This is a genomic window from Citricoccus sp. NPDC055426 (assembly GCF_040677445.1).
Lineage (GTDB): Bacteria > Actinomycetota > Actinomycetes > Actinomycetales > Micrococcaceae > Citricoccus.
Genome location: NZ_JBFARZ010000001.1, coordinates 476,933 through 500,828, shown reverse-complemented (window position 1 = coordinate 500,828; position 23,896 = coordinate 476,933). Strand labels below are relative to the sequence as shown.

Annotated in this window: 19 protein-coding genes; 16 read left to right on the top strand and 3 right to left on the bottom strand. The window is 70.5% G+C overall.

Features of this window, described 5'->3' with window-relative positions; genetic code table 11:
- Positions 1-111 precede the first annotated feature (111 nt).
- The 15 genes from dctP to AB0K08_RS02225 all read left to right on the top strand — a co-directional run bounded on the left by dctP (position 112) and on the right by AB0K08_RS02225 (position 20,052).
- Positions 112-1,257 (top strand): TRAP transporter substrate-binding protein DctP, encoded by a 1,146-nt coding sequence (gene dctP, locus AB0K08_RS02295; RefSeq protein WP_363351236.1) that lies wholly within the window; start codon positions 112-114, stop codon positions 1,255-1,257.
- Between the two features lie 72 nt (positions 1,258-1,329).
- On the top strand, positions 1,330-1,983 hold the full coding sequence (locus AB0K08_RS02290; protein WP_363351234.1) for a TRAP transporter small permease: 654 nt from the start codon (positions 1,330-1,332) through the stop codon (positions 1,981-1,983).
- On the top strand, positions 1,983-3,344 hold the full coding sequence (locus AB0K08_RS02285; protein WP_363351232.1) for a TRAP transporter large permease: 1,362 nt from the start codon (positions 1,983-1,985) through the stop codon (positions 3,342-3,344). Before AB0K08_RS02290 ends, AB0K08_RS02285 begins: the two co-directional genes overlap by 1 nt.
- Before the next feature lie 299 nt (positions 3,345-3,643).
- Positions 3,644-5,275: a ribonuclease J gene (locus AB0K08_RS02280; protein WP_363351846.1), complete on the top strand. Its 1,632-nt coding sequence runs from the start codon at positions 3,644-3,646 to the stop codon at positions 5,273-5,275.
- A gap of 216 nt (positions 5,276-5,491) precedes the next feature.
- Positions 5,492-6,286, top strand: coding sequence for a helix-turn-helix transcriptional regulator (locus AB0K08_RS02275; protein WP_363351230.1), 795 nt, complete (start codon positions 5,492-5,494; stop codon positions 6,284-6,286).
- Between the two features lie 66 nt (positions 6,287-6,352).
- Positions 6,353-7,675 (top strand): S8 family serine peptidase, encoded by a 1,323-nt coding sequence (locus AB0K08_RS02270; protein WP_363351228.1) that lies wholly within the window; start codon positions 6,353-6,355, stop codon positions 7,673-7,675.
- Positions 7,676-7,694: 19 nt separating this feature from the next.
- Complete coding sequence (locus tag AB0K08_RS02265; protein WP_363351226.1) at positions 7,695-9,713, top strand: hypothetical protein; 2,019 nt, start codon at positions 7,695-7,697, stop codon at positions 9,711-9,713.
- A gap of 35 nt (positions 9,714-9,748) precedes the next feature.
- Entirely contained in the window at positions 9,749-10,789 is a 1,041-nt protein-coding gene (locus tag AB0K08_RS02260; RefSeq protein ID WP_363351224.1) for a hypothetical protein, read from the top strand.
- A 15-nt stretch (positions 10,790-10,804) separates the two neighbouring features.
- The gene (locus tag AB0K08_RS02255; RefSeq protein WP_363351222.1) at positions 10,805-13,312 is read left to right on the top strand and encodes a hypothetical protein; all 2,508 of its coding nucleotides are present in this window, start codon (positions 10,805-10,807) and stop codon (positions 13,310-13,312) included.
- Complete coding sequence (locus AB0K08_RS02250) at positions 13,305-13,616, top strand: hypothetical protein (RefSeq protein WP_363351220.1); 312 nt, start codon at positions 13,305-13,307, stop codon at positions 13,614-13,616. Before AB0K08_RS02255 ends, AB0K08_RS02250 begins: the two co-directional genes overlap by 8 nt.
- The gene (locus AB0K08_RS02245; RefSeq protein WP_363351218.1) at positions 13,613-14,341 is read left to right on the top strand and encodes a hypothetical protein; all 729 of its coding nucleotides are present in this window, start codon (positions 13,613-13,615) and stop codon (positions 14,339-14,341) included. Before AB0K08_RS02250 ends, AB0K08_RS02245 begins: the two co-directional genes overlap by 4 nt.
- Before the next feature lie 5 nt (positions 14,342-14,346).
- Positions 14,347-16,686, top strand: coding sequence for a hypothetical protein (locus AB0K08_RS02240; protein ID WP_363351216.1), 2,340 nt, complete (start codon positions 14,347-14,349; stop codon positions 16,684-16,686).
- Between the two features lie 14 nt (positions 16,687-16,700).
- The gene (locus tag AB0K08_RS02235; RefSeq protein WP_363351214.1) at positions 16,701-18,716 is read left to right on the top strand and encodes a lysozyme; all 2,016 of its coding nucleotides are present in this window, start codon (positions 16,701-16,703) and stop codon (positions 18,714-18,716) included.
- Between the two features lie 95 nt (positions 18,717-18,811).
- Positions 18,812-19,294 (top strand): DUF1801 domain-containing protein, encoded by a 483-nt coding sequence (locus AB0K08_RS02230; RefSeq protein WP_363351212.1) that lies wholly within the window; start codon positions 18,812-18,814, stop codon positions 19,292-19,294.
- Between the two features lie 56 nt (positions 19,295-19,350).
- Positions 19,351-20,052, top strand: coding sequence for a hemerythrin domain-containing protein (locus tag AB0K08_RS02225; RefSeq protein WP_363351210.1), 702 nt, complete (start codon positions 19,351-19,353; stop codon positions 20,050-20,052).
- A 295-nt stretch (positions 20,053-20,347) separates the two neighbouring features.
- On the opposite strand, the gene AB0K08_RS02220 is transcribed toward AB0K08_RS02225, so the two are convergent.
- Entirely contained in the window at positions 20,348-20,929 is a 582-nt protein-coding gene (locus tag AB0K08_RS02220) for a YdeI/OmpD-associated family protein (protein ID WP_363351208.1), read from the bottom strand.
- A 124-nt stretch (positions 20,930-21,053) separates the two neighbouring features.
- Between AB0K08_RS02220 and AB0K08_RS02215 the strand changes: the two genes are divergently transcribed.
- Positions 21,054-21,833, top strand: a complete 780-nt coding sequence (locus AB0K08_RS02215; RefSeq protein WP_363351206.1) for a pentapeptide repeat-containing protein — start codon at positions 21,054-21,056, stop codon at positions 21,831-21,833.
- An 84-nt stretch (positions 21,834-21,917) separates the two neighbouring features.
- On the opposite strand, the gene AB0K08_RS02210 is transcribed toward AB0K08_RS02215, so the two are convergent.
- The gene (locus AB0K08_RS02210; protein ID WP_363351204.1) at positions 21,918-22,235 is read right to left on the bottom strand and encodes a hypothetical protein; all 318 of its coding nucleotides are present in this window, start codon (positions 22,233-22,235) and stop codon (positions 21,918-21,920) included.
- Positions 22,236-22,313: 78 nt separating this feature from the next.
- Positions 22,314-23,894, bottom strand: coding sequence for a 4-hydroxyphenylacetate 3-hydroxylase N-terminal domain-containing protein (locus AB0K08_RS02205; RefSeq protein ID WP_363351202.1), 1,581 nt, complete (start codon positions 23,892-23,894; stop codon positions 22,314-22,316).
- Positions 23,895-23,896 lie beyond the last annotated feature (2 nt).

The window sequence follows — 23,896 nt, the reverse complement described above, 5'->3', positions numbered from 1 at the left end:
CCGTGGTTTCCACGGGGTCTCCACAGGTGCTGTGATTTCAATCACTTGCTAAGTACAATCATCCTGTACGTCAATCAACCGCACCGCACCACCGCACCGAGGAGCACCGTCATGTTCACGCACCGCACCAAGGGCACCCCCCGCCCTTCCCGCAGGCTGGCCTCCCTGGCCGGCGTCGCCGCCGTCGGCCTTCTTCTCACCGCCTGCGGCGGAGGCGATGCCGGCGGGGAGGGCAATGGGGAGGGCAACGGAGAGGAGACCGTCAACCTGACGGTGGCCTCGTGGGCCAATCCGGGCAGTGTGGACGAGGCCGTCATGGAGTACTGGACCCAGGAACTCGAAGAGCGCTCCGAGGGCCGGATCACCTTCGACATCAGCTACGCGGCCTCCCTCTGCAGCGCGGACGAGATCCCGGAATGCGTCCGCGACGGGCGCGCCGACGTCGGCCAGACGATCGCCGACTACGCCCCGCAGCTCTTCCCACAGACCACCGTGGTCAGCATCCCCTTCCTCACCCAGAACAACCAGGCCTTCACCCAGGCCATCTCGGAGTTGAGCACCGAGCACGAAGGTGCGGCCGCCCTGTGGGAGAGCAACGGCCTGAAGATGATCGGCCACAACCCGGCCGGCCGCCTGCTGCTGGGCAGCAACGATCCGGTCGAGTCCATCGACGACATCTCGGGCAAGCGCTGGCGCATGGCCGGCCCCTACACGCAGATGGCGATCGAGAGCGCTGGCGGCAGCAACGTGGCCCTGACCGCGCCGGAGACCTACGAGGGAGTCGAACGCGGCATCGCCGATGCCGCCGGCTTCCCGATGGACGGACTGGTCTCCTTCCAGCTCAAGGACATCCTCTCCGAATGGACCGATCCGGGCATCGGCCAGTACACCAGCACCGGGCTGTGGATGAATCTGGACGTCTACGAGGGCCTGCCGGATGACCTGAAGACGGTCGTCGACGAGGTCAACGAGGAGTACAACCAGGGCGGCGTGGCCGAGGTATTCGAGGAGATCACCCTCGAGCAGTGCGATCCCGTCCTGGAGACGATCGGCCAGATCGGCGAATGGGACGAGGCTGAATCCGATCGCTGGCGCGAGGCGTTGGGCACCGAGCCGGAGGAGAAGTGGATCGCCGATTCCGAGGCCGCCGGCCTCGAGGACGCCGAGGGCTACCTCGAGATGTACAAGGAGAAGATGGACTCCTTCGAGGGCGAGACCCCCAAGGACCCGTCCCTGGTCTGCTCGGACAGCGCGTAATCACACCACCCTGCAGAGGGGCGTGGGCACCGGGACACGGTGCCCACGCCCGCCTGTGGAAGGAAACCCGTCATGAACAGCACACCCCCCGCTGAACGCGTCGACGTCCTGCGCCGGATCGCCTCGGTGATCACGGTCCCGCTCGGGGCCCTGGCCTCGCTGTCCACCATCGCGATCATGATCGCGATCACCGTGGACGTGGTGGTCCGCAACCTCGGCGGCCGTTCGGTCCCCGGCCTGCTGGAGATGAGCGAGAGCGCGCTCGTCGCCACGGTCTTCCTCGGCCTGGCCTATGCCGGGGCGACCAACGCCCACGTGGCCGTGGACCTGCTCACGGCTGCTATCCGCCCGGCAATCGCCCGCCTCCTGATCGGCATCTCCTGGGTGGTCGCCGTCGCCGTCTCCACCTGGTTCGTGATCGCCACCTTCCAGCGGGCGGTCCAGAGCACCACTACCAACGAACTGCGCCAAGGGCTGGTCGACTGGCCGGTCTGGCCGGCCCGCTGGCTGATCGTCCTCGGCTTCGCGGCCTTCCTGCTGGTGGCCGTCATCAACGTGGTGCTCATCGTCCGCGGCCAGCCCCTGCTGGGCGAGGACCGCATCGACCCGGATCTGGCCGCCGCCCAGGAGGCCCGCACCGCCGCCACGCAGCACTCGGCGGATCCCGCTTCGGTCCGCGGTGATGAGAACACCGCCCACCACCGCACCGAGGAAGGCAGGCCCTGATGGACACCGGAATCATCGTCCTACTCGTCATTGTCCTGCTGGTCGTCCAGCTGGCCTTCCGGATGCCGGTCTGGATCGCACTGGCCAGCTCCGGCCTGATCGGGATCCTGCTGCTGCGAGACCCCAAGTTCGTCACCAGCACCTTGGCCTCGGCCCCGTTCGAACAGACCTCCACCTTCACGCTGACCATCATCCCGATGTTCATCCTGATGGGCATCTTCGCGGTGAAGGCCCGGATCGCCGGACAGGTCTTCGAGATCGCCCGCAGGGTCTTCCTGCGACTGCCCGGCGGACTCGGGATCTCCACCGTGGCCGCCTGCGCCGGCTTCGCCGCCGTCTCCGGCTCCAGCATTGGCACGGCCGCCACCATGTCCCGGCTCTCCATCGGGGAGATGCGGAAGGCCGGTTACCCGCCCAGCCTCGCCGGGGCGCTGGTCGCCATGGCCGGCACCCTGGGGGCCATGATCCCCCCGAGCGTGTTCCTGGTGCTCTACGCGATCCTCTCCGGGGAGTCGATCGGCCAGATGCTGGCCGCCGGCATCGTCCCGGGCGTGCTCTCCGCGGTGGCCTACATGACCTACATCCTGATCCGGACCCGGAAGATGACCATGGCCCCGGCCGGTGCCCGCGGCCTGTCCGCCGAGCTTGAGGCGGCGGCCCGTCCTGCCGGCGGCCCCGCGCCCATCGCCTGGCGGGACCTGCCCTACCGCGGCCTGGTCCGCCTGATCATCCTGTTCATCATCATCATGGGCGGCATCTACTCCGGCCTGTTCACCCCCACGGAGTCCGCCGCGATCGGAGCCCTCTTCGCCGCGTTCATGCTGATCTTCGAGTTCCGCAAGGACGGGATCCGCACCATGGCGCGGCAGTTCATCGACGCCCTCAAGGAGACCGCCCAGACCACCTCCATGGTGTTCGCGATCATCGTGGGCTCCGCGGTGCTCTCGCTGTTCTTCATCGTGGCCCGAGTCCCCCAGACCCTGGCCGAGGCGCTGACCGGGACCGACCTGCCCGGGTGGATCGTCCTGGCCGGTCTGCTGGCCCTGCTGATCCCCATGGGCATGGCCCTGGAATCCATCTCGATCCTGGTGATCACGGTCCCGCTGATCTACCCGATCGCCATGGACTTCGGTTTCGACGGGGTCTGGCTGGGTATCCTGATCGTGAAGCTGATCGAGATCGGGATGGTAACCCCGCCGGTGGGCATCAACGTGTTCGTGGTGGCCGGGACCTCGGGGCTGCGCTCGTCCGACGTGTTCCGCGGCGTCTGGCCCTTCGTCCTCATCGAGATCGTGATGATCGTCGTGCTGTTCGCGGTCCCGGACATCGTGCTGTGGTTGCCGTCCCTCGCCGTCGAATGACCTGACGGTCCGCCCCGGCGGGGGCCGCGCGGACGCCGCTGACGCCGGGGCGATTTCCCACTGGGCCGCAGGCGGGTAAAATCAGGGACAGACTTCCGGTGCCGCTCCGCATCGACACGGGCCCCCGCTCGACGAGAGCCGTTCGCAACGCCAGCTCCATCCCTGATTGAAAGCGTGACCTTTTGTCCTCTTCGTCCCGTAACAACTCCAACCGCTCCACGAACTCCCGGTCCGGCAACCGGTCCTCCAACCGCCCCTCGCGCAAGAGCAAGGCCCCGTCCACCGTCCCGAACGGCGGGATGCGCATCACCCCGCTGGGCGGCCTCGGCGAGGTCGGGCGCAACATGACCGTCTTCGAGTACGAGGGCAAGCTGCTCATCGTGGACTGCGGCGTGCTGTTCCCGGAGGAGCACCAGCCCGGCATCGACGTGATCCTGCCGGACTTCACCTCCCTGCAGGGCCGCTGGAATGACATCGTGGGCATCGTGCTGACCCACGGCCACGAGGACCACATCGGCGGCGTGCCCTACCTGCTGAAGGAACGCCCGGACATCCCCCTGATCGGCTCGCAGCTGACGCTGGCATTCATCACCGCCAAGCTCACCGAGCACAAGATCACCCCGGTCACCGTGCACGTCGAGGCCGAGGACCTGCACCAGGCCGGGCCGTTCGAGCTCGAGTTCGTGGCGGTCAACCACTCCATCCCGGATTCCCTCGCCGTGGCCATCCGCACCCCCGCCGGACTGATCCTGCACACCGGTGACTTCAAGATGGACCAGTTCCCGCTGGACGGCCGCATCACCGACCTGCGGCACTTCGCCCGGCTCGGCGAGGAGGGCGTGGACATGTTCCTCACCGACTCCACCAACGCCGAGGTCCCCGGCTTCACGATCTCCGAGCGGGACCTGACCCCCGCGATCGACCAGGTCTTCGCCACCGCCCCGAAGCGGATCATCGTCTCCTCCTTCGCCAGCCACGTGCACCGGATCCAGCAGGTCCTGGACTCCGCGCACGCCGCCGGTCGCAAGGTCGCCTTCGTGGGCCGCTCCATGGTCAAGAACATGGGGATCGCCCGCGAGCTCGAGTACCTGAAGATCCCCCGCGGGCTGGTGGTGGACTTCAAGAAGCTGCAGTCCATGCCGGACAACAAGATCACGCTGATCTGCACCGGCTCCCAGGGCGAGCCGATGGCCGCGCTGTCCCGGATGGCCAGCGGCACCCACCAGATCAAGCTCGGTGCTGACGACACCGTGCTGATGGCCAGCTCCCTGATCCCCGGCAACGAGAACGCCATCTACGGGATCATCAACAAGTTCACCGATCTGGGCGTGAAGGTGGTGCACAAGGGCAACGCGAAGGTGCACGTCTCCGGCCACGCCTCCGCCGGCGAGCTCGTCTACTGCTACAACATCGTCAAGCCCACCCACGTGATGCCGGTGCACGGCGAGTCCAAGCACCTGCACGCCAACGCCGAGCTGGCCGTGAAGACCGGGATCGATCCGCAGCGCGTGCTCGTGGTCAAGGACGGCACCACGGTGGACCTGGTCAACGGCCAGGCCAAGGTCTCCGGCCAGGTGGAGGCAGGGCTGGTCTACGTGGACGGGCACACCGTCGGCAAGGTCACCGAGGAGACCCTCAAGGAGCGCACCATGCTCCAGGAGGGTGGCGCGATCACCATCGTGGCGCTCGTGGACCCCGATTCCAACCAGCTGGCCGAGCCCCTGGAGTTCGTCACCAAGGGCTTCATCCAGGACAAGCAGGTCTTCAACGCCGCCGCGGAGAAGGTCAAGACCGCCCTGGGCAAGGTCGCCGGCCAGGACATCGACGACCTCGAGGAGCTGGAGAAGCTCATCACGGACACCGTGGGCCGCCACCTGGAGCGCACCTACCGCCGCTCCCCGCTGATCACCACGGTGGTCGTCGACGCCTGACCCTCCCCCGCTTTGAGGGCGATCCCACCGGTGGGATCGCCCTCAAAGTCGTTTAACGGCCGGGGCACGACGCCGGCCGGTCACCGACAACGGCCCGGTCACCCAGCCGTTGACTTTGCCGGGGAGGCGTCGTTGACTCATGGGCACCCCCAGGCCCGCACCGTCTCACCCGTCCAGTCGCCACCCCCCCGGCGCCTGACCGAAGGTGTGCGTGCCGTGCCGGAAGACCCTCCAGACCCGTTCGCGCCCCTCCTGCCGCCACCTCCGGAGACCACTCTCGCCGTGGGACTCCTGGAGCTGGTGACCCTCGTCTTGGGCACCGCGGCTGCCGGCCGGGAGACCCGCGGCCTGCTGTGTCAGGCCCTGGCACCCTTGTTCGACGCCCCGGCGGCGGCACACGCACTCATCGACCTCCCGAGCCAGCACGCGGAACTGCACCTGTGGCGTCAGGCCTCGGCCGCCACCGGGGCCGCCGCCCGGCTCGAGGTGCCGGAGCCAGGGCTGGCGAAGGTACCCGAGACGGCCCGCTGGTTCGCCTCGGCGGCCCGACGCTCCCTGCACCAGTGGATCGACCTGCCCCACCTGGCCGAGCTGCCGGTGACCGTGGACCTGGGGCGACTGTGCTACCTGGTCCTGGGCCGCCGTCGCCCCTTCGACGGCGACGACGAACGCCTCCTGGCGTTGGCGGGCCGTCACCTGGCGGCGCTCGAGGCCGTCCGCTGGCGCCTGGCCCCGGTGGAGCCGGCCGGCCACCGGGACGGTGAGGCCGACGCCCCGCCCATCCACCTGACCGGCCGCGAGGTGGAGGTGCTCCTGCTGCTGCGGGAGGGCCTGCTGGCCCGGGCGATCGCCGGCCGCCTCGGCCTCTCCGAGCGGACGGTCCACAAGCACCTGTCGGCCGTCTACACCAAGCTCGGCGTACACGACCGCCTGCTGGCCGTCCGCCGGGCCGAGGACCTGGGACTGGTGGGCCCGCCCCCGCCCGGCCCGGGCCTCCGCCGGTCGGCCTGATCCCTCTGGCCGAAGGTGTCAGAAGTACCCATACCGCCGCGCGTGGGAAGGGGGCACGATCGGTGCATGAAGCACCATCTGGTCCTCAAGCTCCGCGCCCCCGTGGCGGAGTCTGAGGGGATCCCGGACTGGCAGGTCTTCATCCTCGACAAGTCCCGGACCGTGACCTCCCTGACGCCCGGGGTCGATGCGGTGTTACACGCGGACCGGCGCGATTTCTGGGTCACCCACGAGTACGCGGCCGGCCCCGAAGGGTGGACGGAGTCCGAGCGCCGCCACGGGCTCGACCGCACCTACCGGATCGTGCTGGACTCCACGGCCCCCGTGCCGACCGGGACGGTCCACCGCCTGGCCCGCCTCCCGGAGGTCGAGGAGGTCCACCAGCTCGTGGTGGCCCGCTCCCCCATCCCTGACACCGACCTGTTCACCCCCCTGGGCGGGACCAGCTCCTCGGCCGCGTCGATCGGCGCGGACTTCGCCCACGCCCTGACCAGCGGGCGGCCGGAGGTGAAGGTCGCGGTGCTGGACACGGGGATCAGCCCCCGCCACCCCGAACTGACCGGTGCCGTGGCCGAGGCCCGCGACTTCGTGGACCTCACCGGGCTCGACACCACCTCGTTCCTCGGCGACGTGCTCGAGGCCGACGACGACCCCACCGACGAGCTGGGCCACGGCACCCACGTGGCGGGCATCATCGCGGGGCGGGGCGTGAACATGGAGCCGGGGATGGCCTCCGGCTGCCGCCTGATGGCGGGCCGCGTGCTGGCCACCCTGCAGACCGGGGACGGTCCGCAGGGTGCGGGCATCGTGGACAACATCAACCCGGCGATCAAGTGGGCCGTGGACCACGGCGCCGCCGTGATCAACATGAGCGTCGGCATCCGCCACACCGGCGGAGGGCTGCCCCACGCCGATGTCATCGCCTACGCCCTGGAACAGGGGGTCACGGTGGTCGCCGCCGCCGGCAACGACGGGACCCCCACGAAGTACTACCCCGGCGCCCTGCCCGGGGTCATCGCCGTCGGGGCCTGTGACGACGAGGGCCGGATCGCCCCCTTCAGCTCGTACGGTGCCAACATCACGGTGGTGGCCCCGGGAGTCAGGATCCTGAGCTCCTACGCGGGGACCGGATACGCCGTGGCCTCGGGGACCTCGCAGTCCTCGCCCCACGTGGCCGGCGCCGTGGCCCTCCTGGAGTCCCTCGCCGCCGACCACGGCCAGCGCCTCGGCCCCCGGGGCGTCATGCGCATCCTGCACCACACCAGCGACCGGGTGGACGCCCGGGACCGCGACCGTCAGTCCGGCTTCGGCCGCATCAACCTCATCGACGCCTTCAAGTGGCTGCTGGGCACGTACTCCGCGTCCGGCGCCATGGTGCCAGCGAACTGAAAACCAGAGGAGACCAGCCATGGAACGGATCGTGAAGGGCCACTCACCCTTCGACGCCGACCACCTCGTGTCCGCGTTGCCCCCGGGCGGCCTCGCGCAGAAGCCCGGGTTCCGCATGCGCCGGACCTTCCCCACCGTCTCCGGGCGCGCCGCCAATGTGGACCCACGGGTGCGGGGGCAGCTGGCCTACCTCGACGAGCAGCTGACCCGGCCGGTGTTCAGCCTCGACGAGGACGGCGGCGAGGGGATGCTGCTGGAGTTCCTGGACCTGCCGTTGACCCCGCGGCGCAACGAGGACCGGGCCGCCAACGAGGGCGAGTTCGCCAGGGACAGCCTGGTCTGGAAGCTGCGCGCCCATGACGAGAACGAGGGTGAGCTCACGCTCGCCGAGCTCCTGGATGCCCGCAACGACCTCACGGACCTGCGCTACGGGTTCAACGAGTCCCTCAACGCCCGGTGGTCCACGCTCGACTTCAACGTCAAGGCGGCCCTGCAGTACGAGGGGGTCCGCGACCTGCTGGTCTCCCGGGCGGCCCTGCAGCGGGGCATCCTGAAGGTCGCCAGCCTGGTCCAGTTCGTGGTGGACCACCCGGATGGGGCGGCGGACGTCATCGAGTACGCGGCCGCGAGCGCCGCCCGCGCCCTGGTGTCCGAGGACCGGTTGCGGGTGCCCGGCATCAACCGGGACGACGACTCCATCCTGCTGGCCGCCGTGGCCGCGCGGCCGGGGTTCTCCGTGGGCTCCTTCGCCCCCACGGTGCGGGGCGTCGTCAGCCAGGGCATCTCGAACCGCTCCTGGGACAAGATCATCGAGGCCTCCAAGGTCGAGGTCCCGCCCACGGTGCTGCCCCTGCTGGTGCGGTACCTGGAGGAGTCCACCGTCACCGTGACGGAGGAGAACGCGCCCTTCATGGTGCCGATGTACCTGGCCCGGGCCGCCACCTCCACCGGGGGCCTGACGGCGGCCGGGCCCCCCGACCCCTTCGCCGTCACCTTCTACGGGGACGACGCCGCCCAGGAGTCCATCAACACGGCGGCGGTGCGGTGTGCGGCCCAGCTGTTCTACGTCATGGTCCTGGGCGACGAGCTCGGGGTCTTCGACACCGTGCGCTACCTGACCCAGGACTACCTGTTCCGGGACGGCTTCGCCATCGAGGACCCGGTGCTGCGCAAGGACCTGGAGGACTACGTGTTCTCCAACCGGTTCCAGACCCTCGACGCGCGCACGGGCGCCGAGGACAAGGTGGACGCCACGAGGGAGCCGGTCCGCAAGGCCTACTACCGGCAGGTCTTCGACTCCGGCAGCGCCCCGACGATCGCGGACACCCCGCCGAACAGCGAGTTCCGGCGCCTGTGGAAGACCCTGATGCTGGAATCCGCGCGGTTCCTCGAGCGGGCCCAGGTCAGCCCTCACCCGGACAACTACGTCTCCCGCCAGAACGTCATGCAGGCCGTCGAGGACCTGCAGTACAACCTGTCCACCACGTGCGTCGGGCTGGCCACGGTGGCCACCCCGATGATCAACTCCGAGCTGGACTTCGTGGTGACCCGCATCCTGAACCACCCGGAGGTGCGCCGCCACCTGGTCCCGACGGGTGGGTCCTGGCTGAAGCTCGTGGAGAAGATGGCCGCCGCCCGGGGCCGCCGGACCAAGGCCACCATCCTGAACAACAAGGCCCGGATCGGCCACGCCCTGCTGACCTCGGTGGCGGAGTACTCGGCCGCGGCCTTCGAGCAGGACGAGCCCTTCTCCCGCTTCATCTCCAATGTGGACGCCTTCATCACCACCAGCAGCATCGTGGAGGAGTTCGACGTCGACCCTGCCACCCCGGGCGGCCCCGGGGGCGGCTACGGGGGCGGCTACGGCGGGATCCCGGGGCTGGACGGGGTCCCGGGGATGCCGAACCTGGCGGACCTGCCGGGGATGCCCGCCAACCTGCCCGGCATGGACGTCTTCGCCGGTAGCGGCAACGGCGCCGGCGGCCACCACGGGGCCGGATCCGGGTCGGCGGCCCCGGCCGACGACTGGGACTTCTGAAGCGGCACCGAGATCGACGGAACGGAGGTCAGACGATGAAGGCGCAAGGCTACGAGGGCCTCGACGGTGGCATCCTCCAGCAGGCCCGGGCCACCGCGGTGGAGGTCCTCTCGGGCAGCGGGCCGTATCAGTCCATGCCCCTGGCGGAGCAGCAGAGCATCTACCTGGGGCTCGTGGAGCAGGAGGTGGATCGTCAGCTCACCCGCCGCGGGGAGCCCCCGCGGTTCGCCGCCGCCCTGGCCACGGACACCGGGGAGCAGATGGGGTTCGAGGGCTACCGGCCGGGCTTCGAGGGGTCCACCGAGGCCTTCAACGAGCTGGTGGACAGCGTCGACTTCCCCAAGTTCGTGGCCGACCTGCTCAAGGCGGTCTTCGACGCGAACCTGACCGTGATGAAGCAGCAGACGGACGCGTACATCAAGCTGATGAAGGAGGCCACGAAGTCCACGGCGGAGTTCATCACGAAGATCGGGGACGATGAGTCCTTCCTGAAGCTCGCCGAGACGAGGAACGAGCAGTACAACGTCACCATGGAGTCCCAGCCGGACGGCAGCCAGAAGATGGCGCTCACGGATCCGGCCGGGGAGGTGCTGGACCCGGAGGACACGGCCGTGAAGAAGGCCGTGCTCGAGGCCAAGATCCTGATGGCCCAGGAGCACCGGGCGGCCCTGCGGGAGGTCCTGCTGATGGGCGTCACCCGCCTGGTGGTCGAGAAGGGCGAGGTCGAGGCCGGCGTCGAGTTCATGATCACGGCCAACCGGAAGTCCAAGGCGGCCCACCAGGACACCAACACGAACGTCGCCTCCGTCGAGGCCTCCTACCAGGGACCGCTCGGCGGGATCTTCGGGGGGCCCAGCGGGAGCATGAGCGTGCAGAACACCAACATCCAGGTGAACACCTCCCAGAAGGAGGCCACGGACACGCTCTCCGCCAAGCTGATGGGCAAGGTCAACATCAAGTTCAAGACCGACTACTTCAAGCTGGACAACTTCGCCACCATGTACTCGGACGGTGGCACCAGGGCCCTTCCCCCCGGGCAGGCAGCGCCGGGGGCCGGGGCGCCGCCGGCCCGATGACGGTGGGGCCGGCTCATGGCACTGGCGTTGATGTGGGAGGAGGATTCCGATGAGCAGCACGTGCAGCTGGGGCTGGACACGGGCACCAGCCCGTTCTACCGGGTCCTGCTCGGCGCACCGGCGGACGGGGCCGGCGCCGAGGGCCTGGAGCTCGGGGACGTCTACTGGGCCTCGGAGTGGCGGCGGAACCCCGCGGCCGGCCGGCACCTGCGCACCACCACCTCCTACCGGCTCGACGCCGGCGCCGTCACCCGCCCTCGGACGCTGGCACAGCTGCACTCCGCCCGGGACGAGTCCGGGCGGGCCCCGGCCTTCTCCCGTCCGCTGCGCCTGTCCCGGCGCTCCGCTCCGGTGCCGGCCATGAGCTCCGTCCTGTCCCGTCCCGGCTCCGGTCCTCTTTCCCAGCCCACGACGCCGGCCCTGAGACCCGCGCGCAACGTCCCGGTGCGCAGTGCGCACGAGACCTACAGCCGGCCGGCCTCCCTCGACGACCTACTCGGCACCGCGGCCCGTGCGGCCCTGCCCCTGCTGCAGCAACTGCTGGAGCGGCCCGCCACGGCTCCCGGGGGAACCGGGGCGAACGGGGGAACCGGGGCGAACGGGGGGACCGGGGCGAATGGCGAGACCGGTGACGCGGGCTCCGGGGTGCTCGGGGTGCTGGCCTCCCTGCTGCGCCACGCCCTCGGCGCCGGGGGCGGTGACCTGATCGGCACCCTCGGCGGTCTGGCGGGAGGCCTCACCCTCGGCGAGCCCAGACGGAGGGCCGGAGGGCTCTCCGGTGGACTGTCCGGGGGCCTGTCCGGGGGGCTGTCCGGAGCGCCGGTCCACCCGCTGTCCTCCGCCCGGGTGGCGGCGTCCCGTCCGATGATCGCCGGGGTGGACGACGCGCTGCTCGCCATGCTGGCCGGCGCCGCCCTGGACAAGCTGCCGGAGCTGGTCAACGCCATCGGACAGGCCCGGGAGAACCAGCTCCAGCGCAACCAGCAGTCGATGCGGGACGCTCTGGGCGCCACGGAGCGGCTGCGTCTGCTGCAGGCCCTCGAGGAGGTCGCACCGGGCGGGCCACCCGCCACACCGGACAGCGCTCCGACCGGCACGCCAACCGGCGCACCGGCAACCGCCCCGTCGGCGCACGGTGAGCTCATCGCCCTGCTCCGGACCCTGCTCGCGGACGGTGCCACGGTCCCGGCCCCCACCGGAGCGCCCGTCATCCCGCCGACCACCTCGCCCGTCATCCCGCCGACCACCTCGGCGGCCGCCTCCCGGTCGGTCTGGGGTGTCTCCCCGCGCGGGACCGCGACCGCCCCGGTGGGCCCGCACGCCGCCACGGAGCCTGCCGTTCCCAGCAGGGCCGCCCTGTTGCCGGTGCTGGCTCCGGCCCCGGACTCCACGCAGGGCACCCCGGCCACCCCCTCACCGAGCCCGGCCACCACCCCGGCCGAGTTCTCGGCGGGACAGTCCCTGACGCTGCGGTTCCGGCTCGATCCGGGCCCCGGCGGGCCGGCGGTCCCGCTGCCGCGGTCGATCCTGCGGCTGAGCGTGTGCGAGCCCGGCTCGTCCGCCGAGCTCGCCGCGGTGGAACAGCGGGTCCAGGACCTGACCCCGGGCGCCCAGATCCGCGTGCCGCTGCCGGCGGCCGAGGTCAGGGCCCTGCCGCAGGACATCCCGCTCGAGGTCCGGGCGGCCCTGCGGTGGCCCGGGACGGAGCGCAGCTACCGCGCCGGGTCATCCTCGCTGATCGTGTTGCGCGGGGCTCAGGCGGTGACGGGAGACGGGCCGGTGCTCGGCGAGCCGGTGGAGCTGACGGACCAGGCCAGGTTTCGCCCGTTCTGGAACCGGGTCTGGTCCTTCGACCCGTCCGAGCGCTGGGGCCTGGACGCGGCGGTGCGCTACTCCGTGGTCCTCACGGGAGCCGACCGCGGCAACGCCCTCATGGCCAGCCGCGCGGCCCTGGACGACCCGCGTCCGGGGGCCCGCCGGGACCACGTGGGGCGCCTCAAGAGCGGACTGGAGGTCAGCGTCCACGAGCTCAACCGCCTGCTCCCCCTGTGGCCGGGTCACACCGCCCTGCCGCCCGAGGACCTGGCCCCCTTCACGGCACCCTCCTGGCTGGCCGCGCGGGGTGGGGACGCGGTGGTTCCGGTCCGGTTCGACGGTTCCCAGGGCACCCGCGGGCTGCTGTGGGCCGTCCCCGTGCTGACGCTGCGGCAGTTCGAGGTGTCCTCCCCCGCACAGGTCGACCCCTTCGGCCAGATCCTGGGCTGGAGCACCCACCGCCGCGCCATGCCCACCATCGAGTCGGTGCGCCTGCTGGGCCTGGAGTCCACCGACGGCGGCGCCGGCCCCGAGAGGACCGAGTCCGGTTTCGCCTTCGAGGGCTTCCGAGTCCGCTTCGAGACGAAGACCGGCCTGGAACCGGCCATGGTTCCGCCCACCGTGCCGGCCACCGTGTCAGCCACGGCGCCGGCCTCCTCGCCGGCGACCGAGAGCGGGCCCGACCGTCAGGAGGTCAGCCATGGATGAGGCCTTCCGCCCCCTGCCGGAGCTCCTGCCGGAGCTGCTGCCCCTGGCCGAGCCGATCAGCACGGAGGACGGCACCATCCGGACCGTCATCACGGGCTGCACCGTGCAGACCCCGGTGGAATTGGACCTCACGGTCACCGGCGGCTCCGTGGTCATCGGCGGGGCCCCGCCGATCTACCACCTGGAGACCTCCGAGACGCCGGTCTTCCACTCGCTGCGGCTCGTCGTGGAGTCGTCCGAGGCTGCCGAGACGTCCCCGGCGTCCTCCGCGTCCGGGGCCGACCCGGGGGGCGTGGCACCATGACGGACAACCGCGCCTGGCGCCTCGAGGACTTCGTGGACTCCCTCGTGGTGGAGCTGGACAAGACCCGGCAGACGCTGGCCGTGAAGGCCATCAACACCCAGCTGAGCTACTCCGTCAAGGAGGTGTCCCTGGACGTCAACGCCTTCCCCACCTACACGGACGGCTCCGTGCGGTTCACCACCGCCCAGCCCGGCGAAGAGGGCGCCTCCAAGCTCTCGATCCAGCTGAACTCCATCACGGACCAGCAGGTGCGGGCCACCACCCGGCTGAAGTCTGTGGAGGCCGGCACCTCCCTGGACGAGGTCGAGGTGGATGCGGGTACCCGGCAGAAGCTGCGCAGGATCGGGGTGAACTCCGTGGACGACCTCCAGGAGCTCCAGGCCCGCAACGTGGACCTCGGCGCCGCCACGGACTCTGACATCGACTACGGGCAGCTGGCCCGGAAGATCCAGAAGGCCCGGCGCGGGCGCAGCGGCCCGGCCATCGACGCGGTGAGCCTGACCCGGGAGGACGAGCCGGTGCTGCTGATCGAGGGCAGCCAGCTGGCGATCGACCCGACGTTCGAGCCCGTGGCGGTGCTGAACGGCGAGCTCGCCGAGGTGCTGTCCCACGGCCCGGCGCATGTGAGCGTGGCCGTGCCGGCCGGCCGGAGCCTGGCGGCGGAGAACGAGGTGGTCATCACCTTCGACCCCTACGCCGTGGTGCGAGTGAATGTGAGGACGTGACCGCCATGTACACGCGAGCCCTGCAGTGCGATGACGCCTACCAGCAGCTGCTCCGCAGCCGCTACGGGCCCCCGCCACCGGCCCCGCGGCTGCGGGTGCCCCTCTCGGCGGCCGCGGTGGAGACCACCGACGCGGGGACCGAGCTCCTCGGCACCCCGCGGGATCCGGCCCCCGGCGACGGGAGCACCGCTGCCGCCATCGGTGCCGGGCCCGGGGACAACGAGGAGTACGTGGTGGCGCGAGGTGAGCCGCCCCGGACCATGGGGCAGGACGCGGGCCAGGATGCGGGCCAGGACGGGGGTCAGGATGCGGCGCAGGGCACCGGAGAGGGTGTCGTGCCGGACGGCTCTCCGGAGCCCAGGCCCGACGCCGGCTCCGCGCCTCCCCGTCCCGCCCCACCCGCCGCTCCGGTCGCCGGTCCGGTCGCCACACCTGTCGCCAGCGCCTCCCCGGCTGCCGCTCCACCGGTGACGCCGGCACCAGCACCAGCGCCGGCACCCCCACCGCTGGCACCGGGCGCCTCCGCGCCACCGGCACCCACTGCGCCGCTGTCTCACACCGCGCCGCTGGAGGGGACCGTCGTCGGTGGGGGGCCGGCGTCGGACCAGGCGGTGAGTGAGGAGGACCTCGCCTCGGATATGCAGGCCATCCTGACGGGCCGCAAGGTGTATGACGCGTCCACGGGCACCATGCGGGACCGGGCTGAGGCCCCGGGGCCTCCGCGGGCGGACGGGCCGGCCGCCCGGCGGGCTTCCACTCCCCCGGCACCCCCGGCGCAGCCGCCTCCACCGGCGGAGACCTCCTCCGAGCAGTCGATCTTCAACCGGATCGCCGAACAGCTGGAGTACTCCAACACCTTCAACCTGGGCGACCGTGAGCTGCAGCAGCGGTTCGACTCCTTCGACCAGTTTGCCCAGCAGCAGTCCGCCGCGGCGCCGCGGCGGCGTCCGCCTGCGCAGTCCACGCAGCCCGCACAACCGGTACAGCCGGTACAGCCGGTGCAGCCGGTGCAGTACGCCCAGCCTGCCCCGCCCGATCCGCTGCCGATCCCGGCGGAGGACTTCCGCGCCGCCTACGACCGCACCCCCGGCCCCTGGTCCGGGCTGCCCGGCCGGGACGCCGGGATGGACGCCGGGTCCTTCGCCGGTGCGGTGGCCGCCGAGCGCAGCTCGGCGCTGTTCGACACGGGTGAGCACGTCCTGGCCGGCGAGGTCGCGGCGGCGTCCACGCCGCTGACCGTGGGCGGCGTGGAGTTCACCTACGGGGACATCATCTCCATGGGCGACTTCTTCGAGACCCCGGACCAGTTGATGTCCGCCGGGCCGGCGGAGCTGACCACACTGAAGGGGCTGATCGATCGGAGCACGGCGTACTACCGCAATCCCGGCGGCCCGCACCCGGTGTCCAACGAGGACTGGGACCGTGCCACGGGCGGCCGGTACCTGCAGCTGGCCGAGGACAACTACGCCCATTTCTCCCCGGCAGGCCTCATCGGCGAGGTCTTCACGGCACGCCACCCGGACAACCGGTCCGCGTGGGAGACCTGGCATGACCGGGCGATCGGCGCCGCCCAGGCAGAGCACGCCACCGCCGGCCAGTCCACCCCCGCCTTGATCGGGCCGATGACCGTCAACGCCTTCGGCGACCACTTCCTGACGGACGCCTTCGCCGCCGGACACCTGGTGAACAAGGAGCTGGTGATCGCCCGGTTCCGGCAGCGGTTCTTCTCCGGCTCCTCGCTCAACGCCGCCGGCCGCTCGTTCTTCGGGCGGGTGGCGGAGAAGGCGTTCGTCGGGCGCGTGGCGGAGAGTTTCAGCGCGCTGGAGACCACCTCCTACCCGGTGTGCGGGTGGGGCTTCTGCATCCCCTGGCGTCCCAACATCAACAGCGTCTCCCGGTTCACCGAGCTGTTGGTGACGGCGGCCGAGCAGGAGCCGGTCAAGATCGCCAACGTGGCGGTCAAGGCCCTGCACGACCACCTCAACGCCACCGGGGTGCCAGTGGCCAACCACGCCGGTGACCCGGAGTGGCGGCTGCACGGGGACGGCCATCTGGACCCCACCACGCTGGCCGTCATGAGGAAGGCGGTGGACCGGTCCGTGGCCGATCTGCGGGACCCGGTGATCATGGCCTCCAACGCGGACACCCGCCCCCTGCTCGAGCAGGTCTGGGCCATCACCCCGCACCCGACGGCGGCCGGGACCACCCAGCTGCGGGCCGCCCTGCAGGACTATACGGACCCGGGGTCCTCCCGGCTCGTGGACGCCGCCGCGGGCATCCTCACCGACCAGCTGGATGCCACCATCTCCGTGCTGCTGGCCTCCGGCCAGCTCAAGCGCGCCTGACCGAGGAGACCGCCATGCCCACCGCCGTGCCTACCGCCACGCGATTCCGCCCCACCCGCAGCTGGTCCGTGCCGCAGGGCGCCGCCGACCGCGAGCTCGTGGTCCTGCTGGAGAACGGGGGCGTGGACCTGGGCATCCCGGCCCTCATCGACACCGTCCTGGGGGCCCTGCCCGGGGCCGGGAACCTCGTCTCCGAGGCGGACCGCCACGCCATCGCGGATCGGGTGGGCGAGGAGCTCAAACGGTTGACGGACGCAGCCCTGGAGTCGGTCGAGCTGGCCCTGCAGCAGTTCAACGCCGCCTCCCCGGAGCCCTACGGCACCGTCACCCTGCTGCGCGACTCCACCGCGACCCTGGCGGAGCTGCGCCGGGTCCTGTTCGACGCGACCCGGGCCGGCCGCGTGGTGGACCTGATGATCCTGACCCACGGCAACACCCACGTGATCGCCCTGACCAGCAACATCTCCGGGCAGCAGATCCGGGCGCTGCGCACCGAGTTCGGCGGCCCGTTGAACATCCGCAGCGTGTACATGATGAACTGCGTCGGGTCCTCGCTGAACCCGGCCTGGTTGGACGCCGGGGCGCGGACCAGCGCCGGCAGTCACGGCAATAACTACCTGCCCGAGCCGACCGCCCACTTCTTCTGGACCGCGTGGCGGGACGGTGCCTCCTTCGAGACCGCCGTGACGGGCGCCTACCGGCGGACCGTCGAGTGGATCAACACCCTGCTGCGCTCCGCGGTGACCGCCGTGCTCGGTGCACTGGCCGGGGCTGTCGCCCAGGCCATCGACGTCTCCGGGCTGGACGTCATCCAGCAGTCCCGCCCCGAGGTGGTCGGCCACGGAGAGCTGACCGTCGCCTCCGACGCCCTGCCGGCCTTCGCGGCGCCCCAGGGCCTGGTCACCACCGTCCTGACCGGCCCCGGAGCGCGGGCCGGTTACTCCCGCACCGCCAGCCTGGACCGGACGGCCTCCCCCGCCGGACGGGAGTTCATCGCCCGCTGGGAGCGTCCCTACCTGGTCCCCGGCGGGCCCGGAGAGGCGGAACTGGGCCGGAGGATCACCGCGGCCGAGGGGTTCCTGGCAACCCACATCGCCCGCCCCCTCGAACAGCATCAGATCGACGCCCTGGTGTCCTTCGCCTGCGGCATCGGGGCCGAGGCATTGCGGCGCTCCACGGTGCTCCGCCTGTTGGAGGAGGGTCTCATGGACCAGGTGCCGGCGGAGATGCTCCGGTGGGTCAGGGTGCGGGGGCCGGAGGGCGTACGGGACAGCGCGGTCCTGCGTGAGCGGCGGGCCGCTGAGGCCGAGCTCTTCGCCGGGACGCCGTTCGCCGCACCGTCCTCGGTAGACGTCCGTCGGTACTCGGTCCAGCAGAACCCGGCCGCGGCGGTGGGCGCGATCGGCCTGGCCATCGACGCGATCTCGATGGGCCTCGGAGCCGCATCGATCGCCCAGTCCGCGCTCCAGTCCTCCACCGGGACGCTGAGCGTCTCCTACGACGCCCAGTCCCGGCTCCTGGTCCCCGAGGCGAAGCTGCGGATGCCCGGGGCCGCCACCCCGCGCCGCACGTACCGCACGCTGCTCTACCGCTTCCCTCAGGCCCGGATCGGCACGGCCTCGGCCGAGATCATGATCGCCTGGGGCGGCAACGACTACGGCGAGATCGAGACCCCGGTCATCGAACCGAACCTGTCCTCCACCTCGACCTGGTCGCAGTCCTCCGCCCTGTTCCGGGCCACGGCGGTGCGTCAGATCCAGGACGGCAACGACCCCCGTCTGTGGCCGTTGTGCTACCACTTCCAGGCGGCCTACGACCCGGTCGGGGTCGGCCAGTGGGCGTTCCAGGGGTCGTTCGAGGTCAACGCCTTCGGCGGACTGCGGTTCACCCGCAACGAGCTCACGTCGCAGAGCCTCTACGAGCTCGGCCGGTTCGACCCGGAGTACTGGCGCGGCCCGGACGTGGTGGTCCCGGTCCCGGCCCTGCCGCAGGACCAGATGGAGTACCTGCGCGCCCACGTCCCGCAGTAGGCGGCGGCCGCGTTGGTCAGGAATGAAGAAGCGGCGATCCCCACCGCTGACCTAGCCTGAGCAGGACCACCGCGGCACGAGACGAGGGAGAGAGCATGAGCGAGAAGCCCACCGGGGACGGATTCACCGCCGAGGAACGCGCGGCCATGAAGGAGCGGGCCGCCGAGCTGCGCGCAGAGTCCACGCGCGCCGCCACGGCCGGCAAGACCGGCAAGGAACGCAAGGCGGCGGCCGACGAGGCGGACGTGCTGGCCAAGATCGCCAAGATGCCGGACGGGGACCGGGAGATGGCCGAACGCGTCCACGTGATCGTCACGACCCTGGCACCGGATCTGGCCCCCAAGCTGTACTACGGCATGCCCGGCTACGCCCGCGGCGGCAAGGTGCTCTGCTTCTTCCGCAGCGGTCAGATGGACAAGGAACGCTACTCGACGTTCGGCGTCAGCAACCTGGCCGCCCTGGACACCCCGGACGGGTTCTGGCCGACGTCCTACGCCCTCCAGGACCCGTCCGAGGAGGCCTGGGAACGCCTCGGCGAAGTGGTCCGCCAGGCCACCCAGACCTATCCCGGGAACTGATCATCCGCCGCCGGCCCACCCTTCTCCGGAGGGGGCGGCGGTGCTAATTTTCCGCCATGTCCAGCACACCCGCAGCCCCTCTGGGCGAGCCGCCGCTGACCGGTCCGAAGACCTGTGACGCCAGCGGCATGATCGAGATCCACCGCATGTTCAAGGCCACCTTCGGCGACGCGGCCGGTCTCGTGGATGGCGTGCGGGAGGGGGACGCCGCCCACGCCGGGCACGTGGCCGCGCAACTCCGGCTGGTCTCTGCCGCCCTCCACGCCCATCACGAGGGCGAGGACGCCAGGCTCTGGGACGCCCTCGAGAGCCGCGCCCCCGCCTGCGCCCTGCACGTGGGCCGCATGAAACAGCAGCACGCGGTGATGCTCGGGCACCTGTCCGCGCTCGATGAGGCCCTACCTGCCTGGCAGCGGAACGCAGACGCGGTCTCGGCCGGCCCGGTCCTCTCGGCCCTCCGCGGGATCAACGCCGCCCTGACCGAGCGCCTGCCGGACGAGGAGCAGAACATCGTCCCGGTCATGGAGCACGTCCTGACACCGAAGGACCAGGACTGGTTCGCCCGGCACGGCCGGGCCGCCACCCCGAAGGGCCAGGCCTGGAACATGCTCGGCGCCATCCTCAGGGCCCAGCCCGACGGCGGCGCCGCCTGGATGCGCAAGAACCTCCCGTTCCCGGCCCGGCTGGCCTGGCAGTGGGTCGGCCGGCCCCGCTACGCCCGGTTCCGCGCGGCGCTGGAAGGTCGGCCCGTCGCCTGAGACAGGCACGCGGTCCAGTCACGCCACGGGCCGTGATGCCGTGCTCGGCCAGGGACTCGGCGAATCCGTCCGCCGCGGGGATCACGGGTGAGTCGCTCGCTCGGCTGGTCCACGGCTTCATCCTCGCCTTGGCCACCCAGACCCACGATGACACCCCCTGCCGAGCGGCTGACCGGGCGGCCCGGGGCTGGAAGCCACGCGTCAATCCCTGGGAGAGCGGCCGCACGGTGCAGACCCGCCTGGAGGAGATCGATGTCACGCTCTAGCGGCCTCCCAGTGGAAGGGCCAGCGCCCCCTACTGGGGGTACGGCGTCTCGCCGCGCTCGAGCATCCCGACGAGCTTGGCCAGGCGGTTGGCGCGGCTCGTGGAACTCGGGGCGGTGTGGATCCGGTGCAGCACGGCGTAACGGTTCCGGCCGTTCAGTGCCGCGAAGACCTCGGCCGCTCCGGGCGAGGCTGTCAGGGCAGCGCTCAAATCCTCCGGCACGGTGGCCGACGCCGGCCCGGCATAGGCGCGCTCCCACCTCCCGTCCGCCTTCGCCCGGTCGATCTCGGCCTGACCGCGCAGCCGCATGCGGCCCGCCCCGATGAGCTCGGCCACCAGCGTCACATTGCGCTGGGACCATGGCGACGCCTTGCGCCTCGGGGTGTACCGCTGGCGGTAGGTATCGGCGTCCACGGACTTGGTCTGTCCGTCGATCCAGCCGCTGCACAGCGCCTCCAGCAGCGCCTGCTGATAGGTCAGCGACGTGGGCGTGAGCGTGTTCTTCTTGGCCAGCAGCAACCAGGTCCCGTCCGAGGCGTCCTCATGCTCGTCCAGCCAGGCGCGCCAGGCGGCGACGTCCGCCACAATCAGGACCTCGGGTTCTACGGGCATGGGCCCATTCTGCCAAGACGGGAGGGAAAGGACCACGGAATCGGGAGGGCAGTCGGCACCCCACGCTGGCAGAATCGCCGCGGACAGGGCACTGTGTGGACGACCACGACGCAAGGAAGCAGGCATGCCCTCCCCACTGCCGGAACCCACCGCCTCGCCGCAGTCCGGTGGCGGCCTGCGCGGCTTCTTTCGCCGCCAACGAGATGATCTGATCCGTGACGCCTTCCTGGGTCTCCTCGTGACCCTGGCCGCCTTCGCGATCGCCGCTGTCTGGGATCAGCGCATGGCCGCGCGGCAGGAGCGGATCGAGGTGGAGCGGAGCACACGCCAGGAGATCCTGGAGAACACGCGCTTCGTCCGCGAGATGTCGCTCACTGACGGCCCCAAGCCGCTAAGGGGCCTGCTCCTGCGGGGAGCCGAGCTCTCCGGGCTGGACCTCACCGCAGCTGAACTCACGGCGGCCGACCTCGCGGGAGCCACGCTCTACCGCACCGACCTCGAGGGGGCGGTGCTGACGGATGCGGATCTCACCGGAGCGGACATCAACCAGGCCAACCTGGCCGGTGCAGACCTCAGGGGCGCCACGCTCAGCCACGCGGGCTTGATCCAGTCCAATCTGACCGAGGCTCGGGTGACCTCCGCAGACCTCTCGGGCGCCTTTCTCGACCGGGCCCATCTGCAGGGTGCCTCCTTGGTGGATGCCGATCTCACCGATGCCTCGCTCAGAGACGTAGACCTCACCGACACCAACCTGGTCAACGCGGTCCTCACCCAAGCCGACTTGACGGGGGCCACCCTGACCGGCGCATTCCTGGACGGCGCCACGATGGCTGAGGTCTGCTACGACCACTCGACCGCATGGCCCCGAGGGTTCACCCCTCCGGCGGACCCCGTCTGTCCCTGAACCTCGGCCCCGCTCCTGGGTTGTTCCAGCAGTGTGTGCTGCACGCAGGCCGGAAGGACCGGCGAAGGGCAGAATGCCGATCGGCTAGATGTCGTCCTCGTACGCCGGGCCGCCCTCGCCCTCCCAGGTCTCCAGGCGCTGGGCCTTGACGCTGTTGTACTTCTGGCGGACACCGTATCCGGACTCGTCGTCCTCCGCGATGAACTGGGCGCCGAAGTGCTCGAGGGCCTGGCGCAGGCGGTGGCTCTCGGCGGCGTCCAGGGTGCCGAGGCCGTGCTCGTAGGCACGGACGCGCTCGGGCTCGAGCTCGGCGATCCGAGCCACCAGCGTGTAGGACACCTGCGTCAGGGCTCGGGCGGCGCGGGCGAGGTCAGCGGGGATGATGAAGTCGTGGTCAGCCATGGTCCCATCATGGCTGACGGCGAGACCCCCCGGAAACCGCGCGGGTCTCCGGAGGGCTATTCGCCTGCGGCGGGCGCTTCAGCGGCGCATGTACGCATTCACGTCATCGCTGTTGAACAGGTCGGGGACCGTCCAGCCATCGAGGTTGTACTCCCCCATGCACTGCTCCACCATGCCGTTCATGGTGTCCACCGCGCCGTTGTTCTTCGCGTTCATGAGCATCTCCACCCGCACGTTCTCATGGTTGCCGGAGTAGTTGCGCTCATAGAGCTCGTGGCGGCCGCCGAACTCGGAGCCGATCGCATCCCACAACAGCTTCATGAGCTTGACCCGGTCCACGGCCTGCACGCCGTTGGAGCCGCGGACGTACTTGTCCAGGTAGGGCCGGACCTCGGCGTTCTTGAAGTCCTGTGCGCCGGAGGGCAGGTAGATCAGACCGGAGGCCACATCCTGCTCGATGATCTCCTTGATCCGCGAGTAGCCCTGGGCCATGAACATGCGGTAGGCCATGCCGTAGTCCATCTTCGGCAGTACGGAACCGTTGGGGCCCTCATCGGGGTTGAGCATCATGGCATCGGCCAGCGCCCAGAACATGTTGCGCCAGCCGATGACCTCCCCGGCCCGGGCCTGCACGCCGCGGAAGTCCTGGGTGCCAGCGATCTCCAGGGCCTTGAGCAACAGGCCGGCGATGAAGTCCAACTTCACGGCCAGACGGATGCAGCCCTGGTATGTGAACCGCTGGATGAAGCCGGTCTGGGGCATGAAACCGTTGATCTGCTCCGGGTCGCCGTACGCGAAGATGTTCTCCCACGGCACCTCGACCTTGTCGAAGATGAACACCGCATCGTTCTCGTCCATCCGCGAGGACAACGGGTAGTCGAACGGAGTACCCGTCACGGCCGCGTTCTGGGCATAGGAGGTGCGGGAGATCAGCTTGATGCCCGGAGCGTCCATGGGCACCGTGCAGATCAGGGCGTACTCCGGCCTCTTGATCGGCAGCCCGTAGTGGGAGATGAAGTTGTAGTTGGTGATGGCCGAGCCGGTGGCCACCACCTTCGCACCGGAGACGACGACGCCGTTGTCCGTTTCCTTCTCCACCTTCATGAACACGTCCTTGACCTCGTCCGGGGGCAGGTGGCGGTCCACCGGCGGGTTGATGATGGCGTGGTTCCAGTACAGGACCTTCTCCTGGGACTCCTTGTACCAGCGCTGGGCGTTCTCCTGGTAGGGGGAGTAGAACTCCGGCATGGAGCCCAGGGTGCCCAGGAACGCCGCCTTGTAGTCGGGAGAGCGGCCGAGCCAGCCGTAGGACATGCGTGCCCAGGTCTCGATCGCGGTGCGGGACTCCCGCAGGTCCTCCACGGACTTCGGGACCTTGAAGAACGGGTGGGTCTTGCCGCCGTTGCCGGTGTCCGTGTCCACCAGCAACTTGTCGGCCGTCGCCTCGTCATGGAATCCGTCATACAGCCTCGCGACCATGCGCACGGAGTTGCGGAACGCCGGATGCGTGGTCACGTCGTCCACGCGGTCGCCGTGCAGGTAGACCTCCCGGCCGTCACGGAGCGACTCGATGTACTCGTCTCCGGTCATCGGCAATGTCGGGTTGGCTGGCTCGGTGCGCTCGGACATGGTCTGCGAGTGGGCTTCGGTGGTGGTCATGG